General features: G+C 70.9%; 12 protein-coding genes. 5 read left to right on the forward strand and 7 right to left on the reverse strand.

The window, feature by feature from the left end:
- The first annotated feature begins 798 nt into the window (after window positions 1-798).
- Window positions 799-1,881: a hypothetical protein gene (locus tag O0S08_RS42660; protein WP_269035274.1), complete on the forward strand. Its 1,083-nt coding sequence runs from the start codon at window positions 799-801 to the stop codon at window positions 1,879-1,881.
- 3 nt (window positions 1,882-1,884) lie between these two features.
- Here O0S08_RS42660 and O0S08_RS42665 read toward each other — a convergent pair whose 3' ends face one another.
- Window positions 1,885-2,022 (reverse strand): hypothetical protein, encoded by a 138-nt coding sequence (locus O0S08_RS42665; protein ID WP_269035275.1) that lies wholly within the window; start codon window positions 2,020-2,022, stop codon window positions 1,885-1,887.
- A gap of 301 nt (window positions 2,023-2,323) precedes the next feature.
- On the opposite strand from O0S08_RS42665, the gene O0S08_RS42670 reads away from it, so the two are divergent.
- The gene (locus O0S08_RS42670; protein ID WP_269035276.1) at window positions 2,324-3,406 is read left to right on the forward strand and encodes a hypothetical protein; all 1,083 of its coding nucleotides are present in this window, start codon (window positions 2,324-2,326) and stop codon (window positions 3,404-3,406) included.
- Between the two features lie 4 nt (window positions 3,407-3,410).
- Here the strand turns inward: O0S08_RS42670 and O0S08_RS42675 are convergent, their stop codons facing one another.
- From O0S08_RS42675 to O0S08_RS42690, 4 genes are all read right to left on the reverse strand, one after another.
- A complete protein-coding gene (locus tag O0S08_RS42675) occupies window positions 3,411-5,147 on the reverse strand; it encodes a hypothetical protein (protein ID WP_269035277.1) in 1,737 nt (578 codons plus the stop codon).
- A gap of 1,104 nt (window positions 5,148-6,251) precedes the next feature.
- Window positions 6,252-7,802, reverse strand: a complete 1,551-nt coding sequence (locus O0S08_RS42680; RefSeq protein ID WP_269035278.1) for a serine/threonine protein kinase — start codon at window positions 7,800-7,802, stop codon at window positions 6,252-6,254.
- A gap of 190 nt (window positions 7,803-7,992) precedes the next feature.
- Complete coding sequence (locus O0S08_RS42685) at window positions 7,993-9,456, reverse strand: ABC transporter substrate-binding protein (protein WP_269035279.1); 1,464 nt, start codon at window positions 9,454-9,456, stop codon at window positions 7,993-7,995.
- Window positions 9,457-9,700: 244 nt separating this feature from the next.
- Window positions 9,701-10,684 (reverse strand): peptidoglycan-binding domain-containing protein, encoded by a 984-nt coding sequence (locus O0S08_RS42690; RefSeq protein ID WP_269035280.1) that lies wholly within the window; start codon window positions 10,682-10,684, stop codon window positions 9,701-9,703.
- 37 nt (window positions 10,685-10,721) lie between these two features.
- Between O0S08_RS42690 and O0S08_RS42695 the strand changes: the two genes are divergently transcribed.
- Window positions 10,722-13,958 carry a serine/threonine-protein kinase gene (locus O0S08_RS42695; RefSeq protein WP_269035281.1) on the forward strand — a complete coding sequence of 1,079 codons (3,237 nt, stop codon included), beginning with the start codon at window positions 10,722-10,724 and terminating at the stop codon, window positions 13,956-13,958.
- A gap of 303 nt (window positions 13,959-14,261) precedes the next feature.
- Here the strand turns inward: O0S08_RS42695 and O0S08_RS42700 are convergent, their stop codons facing one another.
- Entirely contained in the window at window positions 14,262-15,272 is a 1,011-nt protein-coding gene (locus O0S08_RS42700) for an ADYC domain-containing protein (RefSeq protein WP_269035282.1), read from the reverse strand.
- A gap of 199 nt (window positions 15,273-15,471) precedes the next feature.
- Between O0S08_RS42700 and O0S08_RS42705 the strand changes: the two genes are divergently transcribed.
- Both O0S08_RS42705 and O0S08_RS42710 read left to right on the forward strand, forming a co-directional pair.
- Complete coding sequence (locus O0S08_RS42705; RefSeq protein WP_269035283.1) at window positions 15,472-16,086, forward strand: RNA polymerase sigma factor; 615 nt, start codon at window positions 15,472-15,474, stop codon at window positions 16,084-16,086.
- A gap of 102 nt (window positions 16,087-16,188) precedes the next feature.
- Window positions 16,189-19,443 (forward strand): serine/threonine-protein kinase, encoded by a 3,255-nt coding sequence (locus O0S08_RS42710; protein ID WP_269035284.1) that lies wholly within the window; start codon window positions 16,189-16,191, stop codon window positions 19,441-19,443.
- A gap of 225 nt (window positions 19,444-19,668) precedes the next feature.
- Here the strand turns inward: O0S08_RS42710 and O0S08_RS42715 are convergent, their stop codons facing one another.
- Entirely contained in the window at window positions 19,669-20,970 is a 1,302-nt protein-coding gene (locus tag O0S08_RS42715) for a reverse transcriptase family protein (RefSeq protein ID WP_269035285.1), read from the reverse strand.
- Window positions 20,971-20,973: the final 3 nt, after the last annotated feature.

Raw genomic sequence — 20,973 nt, forward strand, 5'->3', positions numbered from 1 at the left:
TACGATACTACGATTAATACCGATTTCGCCGGCCAACTGGCCCCACGTCGTCGCGCCCTACGACAGTTCATCCGCAGAGCTCGAGCCCCCAGGCTATATTAGTAGTCGATTATTCGCCTTGGACGATCTCTGCTCCGAACATCAGCTCATGGCAGGCCGCCGACAGAGCGATGGCGTGAAGACTCGCCTGACTCCGCATCCCAGAGCCTTGTACCACTCGGCTCGGGCACGTGTGCTGCCGCCTGCAATGGCGGCGGGACCGAGACGGTCCACACGAGCGACGGCTGCCACCACACCAGAAAGAGGCGTATCCGAAGGCGGTCCCTGCGGCCTTGCCACATCCTGTCAGACTCTTGATGAGCCTATCCTGCCAATGGCAAAGGGAGACAACAAGCAGACGACACAGGTGTCATCGACGACTCGCGGCGGGAGGCCTCCTGCCGCGTCAGGACGTGGGCGCGACGCCGAGCAGCTCGCTACGAGCGACCCGCCCGTGCGTCCACTCGGCCGCCGATCCGCGTGACCAACACGGCGGACTCGTCGGTCTGCCCACGGGCGCTCCGGTGCGCTGACGGCGGTCGTCCACCCCTTGCGCCTGTGTGCCAAGAACGGCTGAGCGACACGCACCGCCGAGGCGAGCCCACCCTACGGCCGGGCATCACGCGCTCGAGGCGGTTGCGTTGCCGATGGAACAGCCCAACCGGGTTGTGGCAGCTCTACCTGGTTGCACGGCACGGTGCGGTCCCAGGACGGGAGTGAGCCTGGCCCGCCTCGCGTCGCGGTTGTATCCTCGACCTCGTGCGCGTCCCCGCCGCCCTCATTGCCGTCGCGTTCGTCGCCTGCAACGGCGGTGAGCAGGGGCCGGGGGGCTTCAGCTCGAGCATCACCACTGCGCCGCAGGGGACCACTTCTACTTCGAGCGGCGGCGAAACATCGACGTCGTCGTCGACCAGCTCGGCCGAGGACTCGGCTGCCGCCAGCTCGGCGAGCTCGACCGGTTCGACCACCGCGAGCGGCGTCCCTGACGTCGGCGCGATCCCCGACGGCGGCGACGGCCCACCGCCCGGCTGCAAGGGCAAGGTCGACTTTCTGTTCACGATCAGCGGCTCGTTTACGATGGCGCCCAAGCAGGAGCGGCTCAAGGCGAGCTTCCCGGGCTTCATCGCCACGCTCGAGAGCGAGTTCGCGGACTTCGACTATCACATCCTGTCCGCCAACACGGCCGGGTTCTGGGGCTATCCGAGCTGTAAGGGCTGCCAGGACGTGTGCGCCGAGCTCCCCGAGTTCCCGTGCGGCGTGCAGCCCGAGCCGTGCGACGTCGTCCGCGGGGCCGGCATGACCTACCCGATCGGCAAGGACGCCAGCAACGAGCGCTGCGAGCTCGCCAGCGGCCTCCGCTACATCACCGCCGGCCAGCCCGACCTCGAGGATGCCTTCACCTGCATCGCCTCGATGGGGAGCAACGGCTCCGACCAGGTCGCAGGGGTCACCGTGATGGCCCTCGCCGACGAGCTCAACCACGCGCCCGGCGCCTGCAACGAGGGCTTCCTCCGCGACGACGCGCTCCTCGTCGTCGTCGCGATTCAGGACACATACGACCAGGACAGCACGGGCACCCCGAAGGACTGGCGGGACGCCCTGGTGGAGGCGAAGGGCGGCGACGCCGACGCCGTGGTCCTCCTCGTGATCTCGACCGACAAGGACGACCCCGTGGGGCTGTGCGGCTACCATCCTGGCAGCGAGCACGAGCTGCGCACCTGGGCCGAGCTCATGCAGCCGAACTCCCTGTTCGGCTCGATCTGCGCCGAGGGTTACAGCGACTACTTCGCCACCGTGGCCAAGATGATCAAGTCGCAGTGCGACGTGTTCGTGCCGCAGTAAAACCTACGGGTAGAGGCGCAGCGCGAACGCCCGCGGCTGCAGCGCGTCGAACTCGCTGCCCACGACGTACGTGTAACCCCACGCATCGACCGCCAGACCCGCGGCCTCGTCGGGACCCTGGCCCGGCCCATTGCGGATCACCTCCCACGTCGGCGCCCCGGCCGGCCCGGGGGTCTGCGCACGGGCGGTCCGGTGCGGCGAGGGCGGTCGGCCGCCACTTGCGCCCGCGTGCCAAGAACGGCGCGCAGGTCCGCTGCGACCTGAGCCACGCGCACCGCGGCGAGGCCACCCTACGGCCGGGCATCACGTTGCTCAAGGCGGTTGCGTTGCCGATGGGCAGCATGACCGGGTGGGCCAGCTCTACATGGCTGCACGGCACGGTGCAGTCGCAGGGCGGGTGTGAGCCTGGCCCGCCTCGCGTTGCGGTTGTATCCTCGACCTCGTGCGCGTCCCCGCCGCCCTCATTGCCGTCGCGTTCGTCGCCTGCAACGGCGGTGAGCAGGGGCCGGGGGGCTTCAGCTCGAGCATCACCACTGCGCCGCAGGGGACCACTTCTACTTCGAGCGGCGGCGAAACATCGACGTCGTCGTCGACCAGCTCGGCCGAGGACTCGGCTGCCGCCAGCTCGGCGAGCTCGACCGGTTCGACCACCGCGGGCGGCGTCCCTGACGTCGGCGCGATCCCCGACGGCGGCGACGGCCCACCGCCCGGCTGCAAGGGCAAGGTCGACTTTCTGTTCACGATCAGCGGCGCCTTGACGATGGCGCCCGAGCAGGAGCGGCTCAAGGCGAGCTTCCCGGGCTTCATCGCCACGCTCGAGAGCGAGTTCGCAGACTTCGACTATCACATCCTGTCCGCCAACACGGCCGGGTTCTGGGGCTATCCGAGCTGTAAGGGCTGCCAGGACGTGTGCGCCGAGCTCCCCGAGTTCCCGTGCGGCGTGCAGCCCGAGCCGTGCGACCTCGTTCGCGGGGCCGGCATGACCTACCCGATCGGCAAGGACGCCAGCAACAAGCGCTGCGAGCTCGCCAGCGGCCTCCGCTACATCACCGCCGGCCAGCCCGACCTCGTTGACGCCTTTACCTGCATCGCCTCGATGGGGAGCAACGGATCCGAGCACGTCGCGGAGGTCACGGTGATGGCCCTCGCCGACGAGATGAACAATGCGCCCGGCGCCTGCAACGAGGGGTTTCTCCGCGACGACGCGCTCCTCGTCGTCGTAGCCATCATGGACGGCTACGACAGTTACAGCGCAGGTACTCCGGAGGACTGGAGGGACGCCCTGGTGGAGGCGAAGGGCGGCGACGCCGACGCCGTGGTCCTCCTCGTGATCTCGACCGACATCGACGACCCCGTGGGGCTGTGCGGCTACGATCCGGGCGACGAGCACGAGCTGCGCACCTGGACCGAGCTCATGCAGCCGAACGCCCTGTTCGGCTCGATCTGCGCCGAGGGTTACAGCGACTACTTCGCCACCGTGGCCAAGATGATCAAGTCGCAATGCGACGTGTTCGTGCCGCAGTGAAAAACTACGGGTAGAGGCGCAGCGCGAACGCCCGCGGCTGCAACGCGTCGAACTCGCTGCCCACGACGTAGGTGTAGCCCCACGCGTCGATCGCCAGGCCCGCGGCCTCGTCGGGGCCCTGGCCCGGCCCGTTGCGAATCACCTCCCACGCCGGCGCCCCGACTGGCCCGGGGACGGCGAAGACCCAGGCGTTGGCGTCGGTCTTCGGCTGTTGCAACGCCCCGGCGATCACGATCTTGCCCTCTCGATCCTCGCCGACTGCGAACCCGAGCGCGTCGTCCGAGGGTGTCGGCTCGATCCGCGTCGCCACCATCTCGCCCTTGGCCGAGAACCAGCGCGTCATCACCTGCCGGATGGATCCCTTATCGCGGCCCCAGCCGACCGCGACGTAGCCCCCCGCGCGCAGCGGCGCGACGGCCATCGCTACGTCCTCGTCCAGCTGTTCGCCCGACGAGGTCCACTCGGCGAGCGGTTGCCCGTCCAGGGTGTAGCGCAGGACCACGGTCCGCCGGACCGGTTGATTCTTGAGATCCCTGGTCTCATGCTCGCCCACCACCACGACCTCGTCGCCGACGATCGCCACACCGCGCGCGACCTCGTCGCGCTTGTTCTGGGGATCTTCGCCGACCGTCGCAGCGAACGAGCGCGACGCGACGAGCTCACCGGTCTCGCTCGAGACCCACCAGACCCGGAGGTCGTGGGTCCCGGGGCCCGTCGTCAGCGCCCCGGCGAGGACGAGCGTGTCCCCGGCGACGGCGAGCGCGTGGACCGAGGTCTCGAGCGGCCCGGTCCACGTCGGCCCCTTCGCCTCGCCGAACACGACCCGCGACACGGCCCACCGCGTCTTCGACCCGCTGGGTTGCGTCCACGCCACGAACGTCGCATCGCCGTTGACGGCCACTGCCGGTCCGTGGCCGCCGCCCATTGTCGCCACCGGGCCGAGCAACATCGGCCCGCCCTCCGGCAGCCCCGTGGTGCCGTCGATCCGCATCGCCGCCGCCTGGATCCCCTGGTTCGTCTCGAAGAAGCCCGCGGTGTCGATCCCGTTCTTGCGCAGCGCCGCGCTGGTGAAGCCGTTGATGGGCCCCGCCTGCACGAAGGGCGTCCAGACGTCGCCGCCGCCGGGCTGTACGTCGATCAAGAGCTGCTTCTCGCCCTCGCCGACGCCGCCATCGGCCGCGTGCGCGACGGCGCGGATCGTATGCGTACCGTCGCCCGGAGCCTGTTCGGACGTCACCTCGAGGACATGGGCCGGAGACACCGGCGCAGCGCCGAGCACCAGCGGAGCGTCGCCGTCGTAGAGGTCGATCGACGCGACCGGGCGCGACGTCGTCACCGATACCTGCACCTCGCCGACGGCGAGCGCCGGCGACGGGCTGACGAACACCTCGACCTCGACCGGGAGCGCCTCCGCCCCACTCGAGCTCGAGCCCTCGCTCGCGCCGTCCCAGGTCGTGCTCGTGTCTCCGCCGATCGTCGCGCTCGTGCCGTCGCCGCTCGCGGTCTGGCTCTCTCCGGAGCCGCTCGCGCCGCTCGTCGGGCCGCTCGCGGCGCCCGTCGAGCCGCTCGCGCAGGCGTCGACCTCGGCGCAGCTGCTGCTCGATCCGGCCGAGGACGTGGAGTCCGTGTCCGAAAACAAAGCCTGGCCGCGATCCCACACTTCGGCGAAGCAGCCGCTCGACGACAGGACCAGCACAGCAGCGAACATCATGGCGCAGAGCACGCGGAGCTTCGGGGACATGGGGGGCCTCATGGGCATTGGCGCAAAAACGCGCACGAAATGCAAGGGCGTCAGGAACCGGCGCGAGCGCCGGATCGACGCCCCCAGGCACCGGTCTTCGGACCTCCGCGGGCGTCCCCTCAGCGAGAGGGCTCGCGGATCTCGCCGGATCGGCGTGCCGATTCGAGCCTGGCTGGCAGGCTCGATGGGACATGTCTATACGGACATGTTCGGACAGTCATACCACTTCGTCATGTCCCTTCACACATATCCTCCGGGACAGCTCTCTCCGCCACTTCTTGAACGGGTTCTTGAGCGCGGGAGGAGGGGAGCGATCCGCAGGTCGGTTGCTCGCTGAGCCGCTGCCGGCCGCGGTCCCCGCCTGCTTGCCCGAAGTTCGCTGTCCACCTGTCACAGAGGCAGTAGTGGCTTCTTTTGGCTCACGGCGCGTCAGGCGGCCGAGGAGACAAGGCATGGAGTGGGCATGCACTCCATCGCCATCGTCGCGCCCCTCTTCGTCGCACTCGCCGCAGAGAGCGCCACGTCAGCCCTCCAGCAAGTTGCGTGTGGACCCGCGGATCGGTAAGGACGGCCCAGAAGAGGAGCATGAGCTCCGGTGGACGAAGAACATCAAGTCTGGCAGTCGCCGACCATCGAGGCAGAGCTCGCACGCGCTGGCACCACGCACACCCGAGCAGGAATTGGCCTACCTTGATCGCCCGCAGCGGCTAGGTTTCTTGCCCACGGCTGCCTTCTGGAAGCGACCCGATGTCTGGAAGATCGCAGGACGCCCGACAGGTGTGTTCGTCTTTCTGTGGCTGATGATGCTCAGCCTGTTCGTCGTTGAATGGACACCCATGTGGGCTAGCGGCTTGATCGCTGGCGTGGGCCCATTTCTGTTCGTCGGGTTGCTCGAGCGCTACCTGAGAGCTCGCCTCCAACGGCGACGGACTCTCGCTCAGGGCGACCTTGGAGCTTGATACGCCGCGCCTCGCGGAGGTGTAGCCCTGACCCACGCCGCACGCCGCTCGGGCGCACACAGGTCCCCAGCGCCATGCCCTTTGAGCATGTCTCGAAGGACATTCCCCAATGGACATGCCCTTTCGAGCAGGTCCTCGAGCCGGCTCATTTTTTAAACGGGTTCTTGATCTCTTCGTCGCCGTCGTCGGGCGCGGGCTCGGCGGCCTTGGCCTCGACCGGGGGCTTGTTCGGCTTCTTGTCGGGCTTCGGCTTCGGCTGCGGGTGCGCGGGCTGCGGCGTCGGCGTCGGCGCGGCCTTGGGCGTCAGCTGGCGCTCGAAGCTCTTGTCCTGGTCGGGGACGACCTCGAACACCAGGTCTTCGTGGCCGGCGGCGCGGAGGATGAGGCTGCGGGGCACCTCGGACTTCTCGATCTCGATGCCGCTCGGGTCGGAGGTCAAGCCGAGCTGGCCCTGGTCCTTGGCGTCGAGGATCTGCGCCTCGACGCCGGGGGTGGTGATCTTGAAGCGGACGCGCTCCGTCTCGGGCGCGACGACGATCTTGGGCTGTTCGACCACCGGCGCCGGCGTCGGCGGCACGATCACCGGGGCGGCCACGGGCGCGGGCGGCGGGCCGCCGTCGACGGGCACCATGGCGTAGACGACCGCGCCGACGGCGACCACCGCCGACAGCACGCTGAGCCACACCCAGCTGCGCTGCTGCGCGGGCACGGCGTTGAAGCGGGCGGTGACGGGGCCCCAGGGGGTCTTGATCTCCTCGTCGACGACGGTGACCGGGCTCGCGCCGGTGCCGACGGCCTCGATCGCGGCGGCCACCTCGTTCATCGACTGGAACCGCAGGCTGCGGTCCTTCTGCATCGCCTTGAGGATGATCGCGCCGACCTCCTCGGGGATGTTCGGATGGCGGATGTCGGGCACCTCGAACATGTGGCGGTTGAGCACCTCCATCATGGTGGAGCCGGAGAACGGGATCTTGCTGGTCAGCAGCTCGTAGAGCAGGACGCCGAGGGCGTAGATGTCGCCGCGGTGGTCGACGGACTGGCCCCAACCTTGTTCGGGGGACATGTACTCGGGGGTGCCGACGATCACGCCGCTCTGGGTCAGGCCCTTGACGTCGGGGTCGTGGGTCTGGACCTTGGCGATGCCGAAGTCGAGGACCTTGACGTGCTCGGCGGTGCTGCCTCGCTTGACCAGGAGGATGTTGCCGGGCTTGATGTCGCGGTGCACGATGCCCTGCTCGTGCGCCGCCTGCAGCGCGCTGCACACCTGCAGGAGGATCGGCCGGGCCCGCTTCCACGCCAGCGAGCCCTCGCCGAGCACCTGGGCCAGGTCCTTGCCCTGCAGGTACTCCATGACGAAGAACGGCTGGCCGTCGGGCGTCTTGCCGAAGTCGGTGATCTCGACCACGTTCGGGTGGTTGATCATCGAGGCCGCCCGGGCCTCGCGCATGAAGCGGTCGACGTGGTCCTCGCGCAGCGACAGCTGGGCGCTCAGGACCTTGATGGCGAACTTCTTGAGGATCGTGGTGTGCTCGGCGAGGTACACCGCACCCATGCCGCCGTCGCCGATGCGCTCGAGCACCTGGTAGCGGCCGAGCAGCAGACTGCCGACCAGGTCGGCGCCGATCCCCGGCCCGCGCCCGACCTCGCCGGAGTCGCTGATCGACGTTGCGATCCCGGCGGCCGACGTTCGGACCATCGTCTTCGGAGTCTCGATACCTGCCACCTTCAGCTCCCGGCGCTCTTCAGCCTACACGAGGAAACCAAGTCGGCGAGCCCGCGGCAAAAAAACCGCCCGCAGCCGCCGACCTCCGCCGTGCGCCCGAACCCCCGAAACAGTGAAACCGAGGCGATGGAGCCAGCGATTGCGGACGTTCGCGCCGCCTGGCTCACATCTCCTCCATCACGGTGTCGAACTGGAAGCCGCCCCCGTCCGGGACGATGGTCCAGCGGATCACCGGGGCCGTGGTCTCCTCGGTCATCGGGTCGTAGTCCAGCTCGCCGGAGGCGCCGCTGACGTTGATGCTCCGCTTCGACTTGAAGGCCGTCTTGATGCCGTTCCAGGTCGTCGACACGACGTCGTAGGTCTCGCCGGCGCTGATCTTCGTCAGCCCCTCGGCCATCGCCGGGCCCTCGATCTTCTGGTCGTTCTGGAAGTACGACCAGGCCGCCCCGTAGATGGCCAGCCACGTGGCGTCATAGGTGTGCGAGGCGTACGACGAGTCCGTCGCCTTCTCCGGGAAGGTCGCGTCGTAGGTGGTGTTGAAGAACTGGAACACCTTGCGCGCCGTCGGCTCGCCGGGGAACACGCCGCGGACGTTGGGGTACAGCGCCGCCGCCTTGCTCTGCGTCAGCTTGATGACGTCCTGGTTGTAGGCGGTGTCGCCGAAGAAGATCTTGACCTCGGGGTCGGCGTAGAACGCGTTGGCGCCGGCCGCATTGAGGAAGCTGGTCACCTGCGCGACGTCGGAGGCGATGAAGACGATGGCGAAGTTGTCGGGCGTCGCGTTCTGGTTGGCGATCTCGACCACCTTGCTCGGGATCTCGCTCGGGTCCTGGTACTCGTCGAGCTCGATCTTGTCCTCGAAGTTCTTCTGCAGCTCGATCGCCAGGCCCTTGCCGTAGGTGTTGCCCTCGTAGACGACGACCGCGTCGGTGATGACCTCGTCCTCCATGTACTGGGCCAGCTTGGCGCCCAGCAGCGAGTCCGGCGGCGCGGTGCGCCAGAACAGCCCCGGCCGGTCGGTGTCGATCTCGGTGAGGCTCGGGCTGGTCGCCGACGGCGAGACGATCAGCGTCCGCTCGGCGTGCGCCGACTTGGCCAGCTCCTTGTACACGGCCTCGGCCAGGCCCGAGGTGCCCGGGCCGACGATCGCCGGCGCGCCCAGCTGGTCGACCAGGTACTTGGCCGCCTCGACCGCGGCCTGCTCGGCGGTGAGGTCGTCGATCTTCGCGTTCTCTTGATAGTCGCAGTGGACGATGGCGAAGCTGCGATCGCCGAGGCCGCTCATGTTGGCCTCCATCACCGCCAGCGTCGCCGAGTTGACGAGCACCCGGTCGCCCGTGCCCTCGGTGTGGTCGAACAGCGAGCCGAACACGATCACGTCGCGGTACTTGTCCGGCGCCTCGAACAGGTCGACCGGGAACACCTCCTCGCACCGCTCGAACCCCTCCGACTTCTCGCACAGCTGCTGCTCCCCGCACGCGTACCCGAGCCCGAAGGCGCTGCGACAGTCGGCGCTGCTCGAGCAGGGCGCGTAGTCGACGTTCGAGACCGCCGAACAGCCGAGAGCCGCCGCGAACGCGGCCGACAACGCCGGCGCGCCGACGCGTCGTGAGAGGAGGTGCTGCATCGGCGGCATCTTATGCCAAAAAACCAGCGACTTCCTACCGCCGCCACGACCCGCCACCGTGACCCGGCACGCGCCGGCAGCAGGATGTTTTACGGACAACGTCCGTATTTACACCGTCGCGGACGGCTCCTCCCGCGGCCTTTGCAGGCCGGCGGCGCGAGCGCGCGCGCGACGGGACGGGCGCCTCGGCGAGCGCGGCGGTGCGCTCGCCTGGCCTTCGTAACATATCCCGAAGGACATGTCCTCAAGGCCCTATGTCGATTGGCGCGGTCGCCTCGGTGACCAGCGCCGCGGCCTTGAGCGCCCCCTCGAGCGCGCGCGAGCCCTGCAGCCGATCGCCCGCCGCGAGGTGACCGGCTGCTGCCGACCTGAACCAAGGGCCAGCCGCGGCCGCCGCCCGCCACGCCCGCGCGCGAGCCCGGGCCGCCGACAGCAGCGCCTGCTCGGCCCCGAGGGGCCGCGACCCCTCGGCCGCGTCGGCGAGCTGCGAGGCTCCAGCACCATCCCTCGTCGCCGCGCCGACGGCGACCGCGGCCGCTTCGCCGGCGAGCCGCGCCTGGACGCCTCCACTCGCCGCGCCGGCGACAGCGACCGCGGCCTCGCCAGCCGAGGCTCCAGCCCGGACGCCTGTCCCCTCGCTCGCCTTCGCCTCGGCGGCCGCGGCCGATCGCCGTGCGCCGGCCTCGCCCGCCGGCGCTCGTCCGGCCGCCGCGTCACTGCCGGCCCCCGCGGTTCGCGTCGCACCGGCGCTCATCTCCTCGCCAGCGAATCGCGACGAGGCCGCCTTCGCCTCGGCGGCGCGGCGCCAGTGTCCGGCGGCCTCGAGGGCGCAACGAGCCTGGGCCAGCAGAGAGGCGCCGACCTCCTCCTCGGTGAGGCTGGTGGGCCGTCCCGGGTGACGCGCCCGCACGGCCTCGATCTCGCGCTCGCGGTCGCCGGCGATCTGCTCGTACAGCGACGCGGCGGTCTCGGCGGCGGTCGCGGCCTCGACGTGCGCGTCGGCGTGGACCGCCTGCGCGACCGCCTGCGCTCGCTGCAGCAGCGCGGGCGTGACCTCGCCGGTGGCCGCGAGCCCGAAGTGCCGCTGCAGCGCCTGCACCGCGGCGGTCGTCGTCGCGACGTCCTCGACCTCGGCGAGTACGGCCAGCGCGTCGAGGACGCGACGAACCGCGCGTCCGGCGGCATCTGGAGCGAGCTGCGTGGCGGTCGGCGGTTGCGGCTCGCTCAAGCGTCCTCGGCGGGCGGGATGGTACACTGCCGGGCCGTTGGAATCCAAGGAGCCCAGCCGCCCGACCCAGGCCGCGAGCGTCAGCTTCGACCGCACTCTGGCGGGGCCGGCCCAACCGACGAGGCCGCCGAACCTCGTCGACACCCGCGCCGAGACCTTCTCGGGCGAGCGTCGGACCCGGAGCGACCGGCAGATCCAGCACGGCCAGCTGATCGGCCGCTACATGGTCCTCAGCCCGCTCGGCTCCGGCGGCATGGGCGTCGTCTACGCCGCGTACGATCCGCAGCTCGACCGCAAGGTCGCGCTCAAGCTCCTGCACCCCGAGGCGGTCTCGGCCAGCGGCGCGACCCAGAGCAAGATCGACGGCCAGGAACGACTGCTGCGCGAGGCCCAGGCGATGGCCCGCCTGCACCACCCCAACGTCGTCGCGGTGCACGACGTCGGCAAGTACGACGAGCGCATCTTCATCGCCATGGAGTTCGTCGAGGGCGGCACGCTCAAGCAGTGGCTGCGCGCCCGCCCGCGGACCCGCCAGGAGGTCCTCGCGGTGTTCATCCAGGCCGGCCGCGGGCTGCAGGCCGCCCACGAGGCGGGCCTGGTCCACCGCGACTTCAAGCCCGACAACGTGCTCGTGTCCGACAAGGGCCGCGCGCAGGTCCTCGACTTCGGCCTCGCCAAGCAGACCGAGGACGGCGAGAGGCCGATCTCCGAGCGGCCGAGCACCAGCGGCGCCGTGTCCCTCAACACCGCGCTGACGCAGGTCGGCGCGATCCTCGGCACGCCGGCGTACATGTCGCCCGAGCAGCACCTCGGCGAGGCCACCGACGCTCGCACCGACCAGTTCAGCTTCTGCGTCGCCCTCTACGAGGCGCTCTACGGCAACCCGCCGTTCCACGGCGACAGCATGACCGCCCTCGCCACCGCGGTGCTGACCGGCGAGGTCGCCGAGGCGCCGCGCGAGTCGTACGCGCGCGTGCCCCCGTGGCTGCGCAAGATCTTGCTGCGCGGCCTCGCGGTCGACCCGGCCGATCGCTACCCCTCGATCGGCGCCCTGCTCGACGACCTCGCGCGCGACCCCAGCTCGCAGCGCAGGCGCTGGCTCTTGGCCGTCGGCGCCGCCGCGGCGGTGGCCCTCGGCGCGGCCGGCTGGGCCCAGCTGCGGGCCGCGAGCGACGCCCAGTGCGACGCGGCCCGCGATCAGCTGCAGGGCGTGTGGGATCCGGCGCGCAAGCAGCAGGTCGAGGCGGCCTTCGCCGCCGCCGGCGACCCGGCCTTCACCGCCGAGACCTACCGCCGCGTCGAGGCGGCGCTCGACCTCTACGCCGCGACCTGGACGTCGACGCAGATCGTCGCCTGCCGGGCCGCGCAGAGCAGCGCCGCCGTCGGCGACGAGCTCGGCGGCCTGCGCAGCGCCTGCCTGGCCCGCCGCCTCAACGAGCTGCGCTCCGTCGTCGACGTCCTGGCCCGCGCCGACCGCCAGGTCGTCGAGCGCGCCGTCAACGTCGTCGCCGGCCTCGGCGAGGTCACCGCCTGCAACGACGAGGAGCAGCTGACCTCGAGCGTCGTCCAGCCGGCCACCGAGGCCGTGCGCGCCGAGACCTCGGCCCTGCGCTCGCGCCTCGACGCCGTGCGCGCCGAGGCCCGCTCGGGCCAGTACGGCCCCGGCCTGTCGCAGGTGCAGGCGGTGGTGGTCGAGGCGCGCGCCCTGGCCTACCCGCCGCTGCTGGCCGAGGCGCAGCTGACCCTGGGTGACCTCGAGGCCATGTCCGGAAGGGCACGCGAGGCCGAGGCCGCCTACGCCGAGGCGATCCAGGCTGCCGCCGAGGGCCGGCACTCGCGGGCCGCCGCCGAGGCGTGGGTCCAGCTGATCGACAGCATCGGCGGGCGCCAGGCCCAGCCCGAGCGCGCGATGCCGCTGCGGCTCGCCGCCGAGGCGGCGCTCGCCTGGGACGGCTCCGACGCTGTCCTTCAGGCCAGGTTACTCACCGCCCTGGCGCGGATCCGCCTCAACCAGGGCGACTCGATCGACGCCGCCGAGCTGGCCGGCCGCGCGCTCGAGCTGCTCGGGGACGGCAGCGACGTCGGCCGCCAGCTCGAGCGCGCCAACGTCCTCACCATGCTCGGCAAGGCCGCCTACTCGCGCGGCGAGTTCGAGCAGGCGGACCGTCACTATCAGTCGGTGCTGGCGATCCGGCGCGAGGCGCTGGGCCCCGACCACCCCGACGTCGCCTCGGCGCTCAACGACCTCGGCGACAACGACTACGCCCGCGGCCGCTACGCCGAGGCGCGCGCCAACCTCGAGCAGGCGCTGGCGCTGCGGACCCGCGTCCTCGGGCCCGACCACCCTGACCTCAGCAACGCCGAGACCAGCCTCGGCGCGCTGTTCTACGCGACCGCCGACTACCGGACCTCGCGCGACCACTACGCCCGCGCGGTCGCCATCCGCAGCGCCGCGCTGGGCCTCGACCACCCGCGCACCGCCGGCGCCCTGATGAATCTGGGCAACGCCGAGATCGCGCTCGGCGACCTCGACCGCGCCTACGAGCACTACGAGGCGGCGCGGGCGATCCAGGAGCGCGTGCTCGGCCCGGAGCACCCGGAGCTGGCCTACTCGCTGACCAACCTCGGCTTCGTCCTGCGCAACTTCACCAAGCAGGACCGCCTGGCCGAGAGCATCCGCTACTACGAGCGGGCCCTGCAGATCCGCGAGAAGACGCTGGCCCCCGACGACCCGACGATCGGCCACACCCTCGACAACCTCGGCGAGGCCCAGGCGGCCGCCGGCAAGCTGCCGCAGGCGCTGGTCACCCTCGGCCGGGCCCTGCAGATCCGCGAGAAGACCTTCGGCCCCGACCACCCCGACGTCGCCGCCACCCTGCTCAACCTCGGCGACGCGACCGCCCGCAGCGGCGAGCCGCAGGAGGCCCTGGCGCTGCTGCGGCGGGCCCTGGAGATCCTCGACCGCGCCCTCGGCCCCGACCACCCCGACGTCGGCCTGGCGCTGATCGCCCTCGCCCGCGTCGAGCTCGACGTCCACGACGCCGCCGCCGCCGCGCACGCCGAGCGGGCCGTGAAGCTGCTCGAGGCCGCCGCCGACGTGTCTCCGGGCGACCGCGCCGAGGCCCAGTTCCTGCTGGCCCGCGCCGTCGCCGACCGCGGCCGCGCGCTCGAGCTGGCGACCCTCGCCCGCGAGAACTACGCCCGCGACCCGAACGCCGACCCGCAGGCGGTCGCGCGCGTCGACGCCTGGCTCAAGAAGCAGGGCGCGCCCTGAGCGGGCGCGGACCCTGACCTGACCCGAAAGACATCTGCTCCGCGGGCAGTCGGAAAGAACATGTCTCGTGGGACATGTTCTTTTTCACTCCTGTCCTTCAGGACATGACCGAACGAACCTCTGCTCGAGAAGAATAACCTGTCCCGATGGACATAGATAGGCATTAGCGTCCATCGGGACCGCGATACGAGATAAGGGACATGGCTCGAAGGCCACGCTCGCATAGACGCCAGCGCGACCCGGGCCGGGCCCGATCCGGGCGATCGGGCCCGGCCCCCGGCGCCCCCCGAGCGAGGCGCGAGCTCAGGGGGCCTTGGTCCAGAACAGGCCGTCGGAGAAGTCGCCGAGCTTGGAGTCCTTGCAGTCCGACGGACTGTAGCCGCCGCAGTCGACGCCGGTCAGCTGGAACTCGGGCCGGCGCGGGCGGGTGACGCACAGGGCGCCCTTGGGCCCGAAGATCGCCTCGGTCTTGAGCTGCGGGTCGGCGAACACGCGGTAGCCCCACTTGTCCTCGAGCTCGATCGCCGTGCCGGGCTTCGTCCACGAGTCGCCGTCGCCGCAGTAGTCGGCGCGGATCGTGCGGATGGTGGCCATGAACTCGTAGTAGCCGATGTCCCACGGGCGGTAGCCCCACAGCGCAGCCTTGCCGATGCCGCCGTCGAGACAGGCGATGTTGATGAGGCCCTCCTCCTCGGAGACGTAGCCGTCCTTCATGCCGACGTGCAGGTTCTCGTAGACCACCGCCTCGAGGCCCTCGCCGTTGATGTCGCCGCAGGCGCCGAGCAGCGAGGTCTCTTTGATCCCCTGGGTCTTCTTGGTGTAGAAGTGCAGCCCGTAGGCCGGGTCCTTGGGGTACGCGAACACGTACTTGTGATTCTGGTCGGTCTCGTCGAAGCGGTACGAGTGGATGTACATCTTGCGCTTGGTGAGGCCGCCGCCGTAGGTGGCGACCTCCCACAGCGAGCCGACGAAGTCGGCGCCCTTGAAGTACTGGTCCTTGATGCGGCCGACCAGCTGACCCTTCTCCGACCACTGCTCGTCGAGCCTCAGCCAGCTGACCTCGCCCTTGTAGACGCGCTTGAGGTAGACCGCGTTCAGCTGCACGTCCTCGTGCAGCTTGCCGAAGCGGTCGAGCTCGTGCAGCGGATGATCGCCGATCGCGTTGGTGTTGAGCAGGACGCCGCCGGTGCCGAAGCCGCCCGGGCGGAACGCGACCTCGTCGACGGCGCCGAACTCGCTGTCAATGGCCTCGTCACAGGCAGAAGCGGCCGAGAGGGACAGGGCGAGGGCGAGGAAGACTGGAGTGCGGGACATCATGGGCTCCGGTTCGGGCGTCGCGTTCGCGATTTCCTTACAAGTGATCGGAGCCCCGCGAACAATTGCGGCCGCCGGCAATTTTTTTCGCCCGGGGGCAATAGGCCGATTTCGTGCGCCAGCGCTTGCGAATGCGCCGAATTTGGCGATCCGCCCGGGCCTGACTGGCCACTCACGGTGGGGTATGATGTTGACGCCGATGCCTGACGATCAGCAGCTCCTCGAGTCCTGGCGCCGAGGTGATGAGGACGCCGGCGAGCAGCTCTTCGAGCACTACTACGAGGGGCTCGCTCGCTTCTTCCGCTCGAAGGCCGGAGACGGCGCTGCGGACCTCATCCAGCGCACGTTCCTGATCTTGCTGGAAACAAAGTCGCGGATGCGCGAGGGCACCAGCTTCCACTGCTACTTGTACGGGATCGCGCGCAACGTGCTCTACGAGCACTACCGCGGCAAGCGGCGCGACGGCGAACGCTTCCAGCCCGACGAGAACTCGGTCGAGGACCTCGGCCCGACGCCCACGACCCTCTTGGCGCAAGCGCAGGAGACCCGGCTGCTGTTGCAGGCGCTCCGCCACATCCCGCTCGAATCGCAGCTCATCCTGGAGCTGTATTACTGGGAGCAGATGACGGCCAAGGAGATCGCCGACGTCCTCGAGGTCCCCGAGGGCACCGCCCGCACGCGGATCCGTCGCGCCAAGCAGCTCCTCGAGGCTCAGCTCGCCGCGCTCGCCGACACCCCTCAGCTCCTGCAGAGCACGGTGACCGACCTCGACAGCTGGGCTCAGCATCTGCGCACGGCCCTGAAGCCGCGCTAGCGCGGTACCATCGCGGCGGCCGTTCGCTCCGTGATCGAGCGCAGCGCGTGCTCGCACGAACGGCGCAATTGCCGGGCGCTCCTCAGACACTGAGACTGGGAGATGGTCCCGCTCCGACGCGTCCCCCTCTTGACCGCCGACAAGGACATCAGCCTCGAGCAGACGGCCATCTCCGAGGACGGGGATCTGTCCGGGCCGCCGGTGCGCTCGCGGGCGAGGATCGCGTTCGAGGAGACCCGCATCGGCGAGTCGAGCGCGGGCGACGAGGCCTCGAACTCGCGCCCGCCCGACCGTGACCTCGGCCTGCTGGAGACGCACGCCTCCGAGGCGCCGCACGGCGACAAGCCGATGCCGCGGCTTGCCGACAGCGGCGACGAGCTGGTGATGAAGGCCCTCATCAAGGGCAAGCTGTTCCGCGCCCGCAGCACGCCGATCAAGATCGGCCGCTTCACCGTGCTCGATCGCCTCGGCGAGGGCGGCATGGGCGTCGTCTACACCGCCTACGACGACAAGCTCGACCGCAAGGTCGCCGTCAAGGTGCTGCGCGGCGAGGCCACCCGCGGCGACGACACCGGCCGCCGACGACTCATGCGCGAGGCGCAGGCGATGGCCCGCCTGTCGCACCCCAACATCGTCACCGTGCACGAGGTCGGCGACTACGAGGACCAGGTGTTCGTGGCGATGGAGTTCGTCCGCGGCATGAGCCTCGACGCCTGGATGCGGCGGCGCGACCGCTCGTGGCGCGAGGTCCTCGCGGTGTTCGTGCAGGCGGGCCGCGGCCTGCAGGCGGCCCACGCCGCCAGCATCATCCACCGCGACTTCAAGCCGCACAACGTGCTCGTCGGCGACGACGGCTCGGTCAAGGTCCTCGACTTCGGCCTCGCCCGCGCCGCCGAGCACGCCGGCAGCGACGAGCTGGCGATCACCACGCAGAGCGGCGAGTCGGCCGGGCACGCGCTGATGGTGCCGCTGACGCAGACCGGCGCGATCATGGGGACGCCGGCGTACATGGCCCCCGAGCAGCACGAGGGCCGCCCGGCCAGCGCGGCCAGCGATCAGTTCGCGTTCTGCATCTCGCTGTACGAGGGCGTGTACCGGCGCCACCCGTTCTCGACCGACTCGCTGGCGAGCCTGATCGGCGACGCGATCCTCGGCCGCGTCGCGCCGCCGCCGGCGGGCTCGGGCGTGCCGTCGCGGATCTACAAGACCCTGCAGCGCGGCCTGTCGGTCGCGACCGAGCGGCGGTTCGCGTCGATGGCCGAGCTGCTGGCGGAGCTGGAGCGCGACCCCGAGGCCCGGCGCCGGCGCGTGTTCGCCTCGACCGCGTTCGCCGGCCTCGTCGGCGCCGCCGGCTTCGGCGCGGCCGCCCTGCAGCAGCCGGCCCAGGCCGCGCCGATCTGCAGCGGCGCCGCCGACGAGCTCGCCGGGGCGTGGACCGGCGAGCGCGGCGAGGCTGTCCGTTCGGCCATGTTGGCGACCGGCGTGCCGTACGCCGCCGACACCTGGTCCAAAGTACAGCCGCAGCTCGAGGCCTACGCGAACGAGTGGACGGCCATGCGCGCCGAGGCGTGCACGACCCACGCGTCCGGGCGTCAATCGGACCACCTGTTCGACCTCCGCACCGCCTGCCTCGATCAGCGCCGCGCCGCGTTCGCCGGGCTGGTCGACACTCTGGCGTCGGCCGACGCCGCGGTGATGGAGAAGGCGATGCAGGCGCTGTCGACCCTGCCGCCGATCGAGCGCTGCGGCGACGTGGCGGCGCTGACCGCCGAGGTCGCCCCGCCCGACGACCCCCGCGCGCGCCTGCGGGTCCAGGCGGTGCGCGAGACGCTGGCGCGCGCGGCGGTGCAGGAGAACGCGGGCCGCTATCACGCCGGGCTGGCGACGATCGCCGCGGCGGACGACGAAGTGACGGCGCTCGACTACCCGCCGCTGCGCGGCGAGCTGATGCTGCGCCAGGGCAGCTTGCAGATGGAGGCCGGCGACTTCCTCGCCGCCGACGCGTCGTTCGGCCAGGCGCTGTGGACGGCGCTGGCCGCCGCCGACGCCCGCACCGCCGCGCAGGCGGTGTCGAAGCGGATGTTCTTGCGGGCCGCTCGCATGAATCAACCGGCCGAGGCGCTGCGGGACCTCGAGCTCGCGCAGGCGCTCCACGTCCGCGTCCGCGACGACGTCGAGCTGTCCGCCGAGTTCGAGAACAACCTCGGCGGCGTGGCCATGATGGCCGGCGACTACGCCGGCGCGCGCCAGCACATGCTCGCGGCCGTGACCGCCCGCAACGAGGCGGGCCACCACGACACGGTCCTCAACGCTTACACGTACAACAACCTCGGCTACCTCGCGGCCTACCTCGGCAACGCGAACGACGCGGCGAATTACTACGCCAGCGCGCTGCAGCTCGGCGAACGCTTCCTCGGCCCGGCTCACCCCATCGTCCACGTGATGCGCGGCAACCTGGGGGCGGCGCTCCAGCTGAAGAATCACCTGTCCGAAGGTACATCCCTGCTGCAGGCCACCGCCGCCGCGCTCGGCGAGGCGGAGGCCACCGCCACGCCCCCGTACGCGTCGGCCCGCACCCGGCTCGGCTTCATCGCGCTGAAGCTCCGCGACCTCCCGCGAGCGCGCGCGGAGCTCACGGCCGGCCGCGCCGCCTTCATCGCCATGGATCCCGACGAGACCAGCGCACGCGAGGCCGTCTACGGCCTCGGCGACGTCGCCGCCGCCCAGGCCGAAGTCCGCGACGCGCAGGCGATCTACGAGGGCATCGTCGGCCACGTCGAACGCCGCTTCGGCGAAGGCCACCCGGAGGCCCTGCTCGCTCGCATGCGCTTCGGCGAGATGTGGCTGCTCCACGCCGATCGCCCGCTCGAGGCGCTGGCGCAGTTCGACCGCGTGACCGCGAAGTGTAGCGACGCGCCGCCCGACCTCGCGGTGCTGTGCGGCGACGCGGCGCGGATGACCGGCGACGCGAAGTTGCGCCTCGGCGCCGCCGGCGAGGCGAACGAGCCGCTGCAGCAGGCGCTCGCGCTGTACGAGCGGGTCCAGGGCGAGTCGAGCCCGGAGATCGTGGCGACCCTGCGGCTGCTCGGGGACTCGGAGCTGGCGCTGGGCCGCCGCGACGAGGCCGTCTCGCACCTCCGCCGCGCCGCCGCGCTCGCGCTCGACTTCGACGCCGACCACCCCGACCTCGCCAGGACGCAATTCAGCCTGGCGAAGGCGCTGGCCGGCGACGCCGCCGCCGCGGTCGAGGCCCGCGAGCTGGCTGCCAGGGCGCTCGCCATCTACAGGGCCCGCGGCGAGGCGTTCGCGCCCGAGGTCCGCGCCGTCGAGGGCTGGCAGGCGACGCACTCGACCTGACCCGAAGGACAGGCCGCGCGTCGGCGCTTCAGGCGACGCATTCGGCCCGACCCGGAGGACAAACCGCGGCCCCGGCGATTTCATGTCCCGAAGGACAGGTAAGACCGCGCCGCGAGATCACCCGCTGGCGACGTCCTGCCCCGCGACGTCGACCGCCGCCCGGGCGGCAGCCGAGGCGGCGGAGGATCGAGAGTCAGCACCGCGCATGCGCGCGGCGCTCCGCGGTCACACGCGGTCGAGCGCGGCGAGCAGCTGCTTCCCGAGCTTCTTGTCGGTCATGTAGATGTAGGCGATCCGGCCGGCCAGGCTCGACAGGGTCTCGCCATCCTTGAGCGGCTTGCCGTGGGCCAGGTTGTGCACGGCGGCCCGGACATCGCGCTTGAACTCGCGGGTGACGCGGGGGCCCTGCTTGCCGTTGACGACCAGGCCGGTGACCTGCTGGCGGCCGCCGGAGCGGTGCACGCGGGTCTTGTCGGGGTGGACAGTGAAGCCCTCGGCGGCGGCGATCCGCGAGATGCCGCCGAGCAGGCCGCCGAGGTGCGGCTTGCCCTCGTGGTCGCCCGGGAGGCTGAACGTCAGGTCGTCGGCGTAGCGGGTGTAGCGCCACCCGAGCTTCTTCGCCAGGCCTTGCAGGCGCCGGTCGAGGCGGAGGCACAGGGTGTTGGTGATCGCGGGGCTCGTGGGTGCGCCCTGCGGCAGGCAACGTGGCCCGAGGGACAGGTAGTACGTCGTCCCCTCGACCTCGGCGACGTGGCGCGGCGCCTCGGTGCACAGCAGCGCCAGCAGGGTCGCGATCTGCTCGCGGTAGCCGGCCTTGCGGAACACGCCCTTGACCCGCGGCAGCGTCACCGTCGGGAAGAAGTCCTTGAGGTCGACCTTCAGCAGGATCTGCGAGTCGCGGTGGACCGCCGCGTTGGTGGCGGTCGAGCGGCCGTGGAGGAACCCGTGGGCCGCCCCGTGGACCGGCAGGCGCTCCACCACCTCGCGCAAGATCCACCGCTGCGCCGCCTTGAGCTGGCGGTGCGGGGCCCAGATCGCCCGCTTGCTGCCGTCGCGCTTGGGGATCTCGAAGCGGTAGTAGTTGAGCTTGGTCGCCGCGTCGCGGTGGTACGCCAGCCGGCGCAGCTCGGCGATGCTGACCCCGAGCGCCTCGGCCAGCTCCTTCGGCTTGTCGAGCTTCGGCAGCTCGTTCTCCGCCTGGCGCTCCTCGGCGCCGGGCAGGTCCCACTTGTCGTGGTCGAGCTGGTCGTTCCAGAACACGCCCTCGCCGAGGTGGACCAGGTGCGAGGCCTTGTAGGCGAGCCACGCCTCCTTGGCCAGGCGGCGCTTCTCGGCCGCCTCGTCCTTGAGCGACTTCTTGTAGCGCTCGAGCTCGGCCTTGCTCATGCTGTCGGTCGGCTTGCGCTCGACCAGATAGCCCTTCTCCTTGAGCTGGGCCTCGATGTACTTGTCGCGCCCGCCGGCGGACTCGACCGCGCGCCAGGTCTCGAGCATGCGGCTGTAATCAATGCGGTTGGTATTCGCCATGAT

The sequence above is a fragment of the Nannocystis punicea genome, from assembly GCF_026965555.1.
Classification (GTDB): Bacteria; Myxococcota_A; Polyangia; order Nannocystales; family Nannocystaceae; genus Nannocystis; species Nannocystis punicea.

Coding starts and splice junctions, on each gene's coding strand:
- O0S08_RS42700 (WP_269035282.1), bottom strand. CDS start 15,272: ATGTCCCGCACTCCAGTCTTCCTCGCCCTCGCCCTGTCCCTCTCGGCC.
- O0S08_RS42685 (WP_269035279.1), bottom strand. CDS start 9,456: ATGCAGCACCTCCTCTCACGACGCGTCGGCGCGCCGGCGTTGTCGGCC.
- O0S08_RS42675 (WP_269035277.1), bottom strand. CDS start 5,147: ATGTCCCCGAAGCTCCGCGTGCTCTGCGCCATGATGTTCGCTGCTGTG.
- O0S08_RS42680 (WP_269035278.1), bottom strand. CDS start 7,802: ATGGTCCGAACGTCGGCCGCCGGGATCGCAACGTCGATCAGCGACTCC.
- O0S08_RS42705 (WP_269035283.1), top strand. CDS start 15,472: ATGCCTGACGATCAGCAGCTCCTCGAGTCCTGGCGCCGAGGTGATGAG.
- O0S08_RS42715 (WP_269035285.1), bottom strand. CDS start 20,970: ATGGCGAATACCAACCGCATTGATTACAGCCGCATGCTCGAGACCTGG.
- O0S08_RS42710 (WP_269035284.1), top strand. CDS start 16,189: ATGGTCCCGCTCCGACGCGTCCCCCTCTTGACCGCCGACAAGGACATC.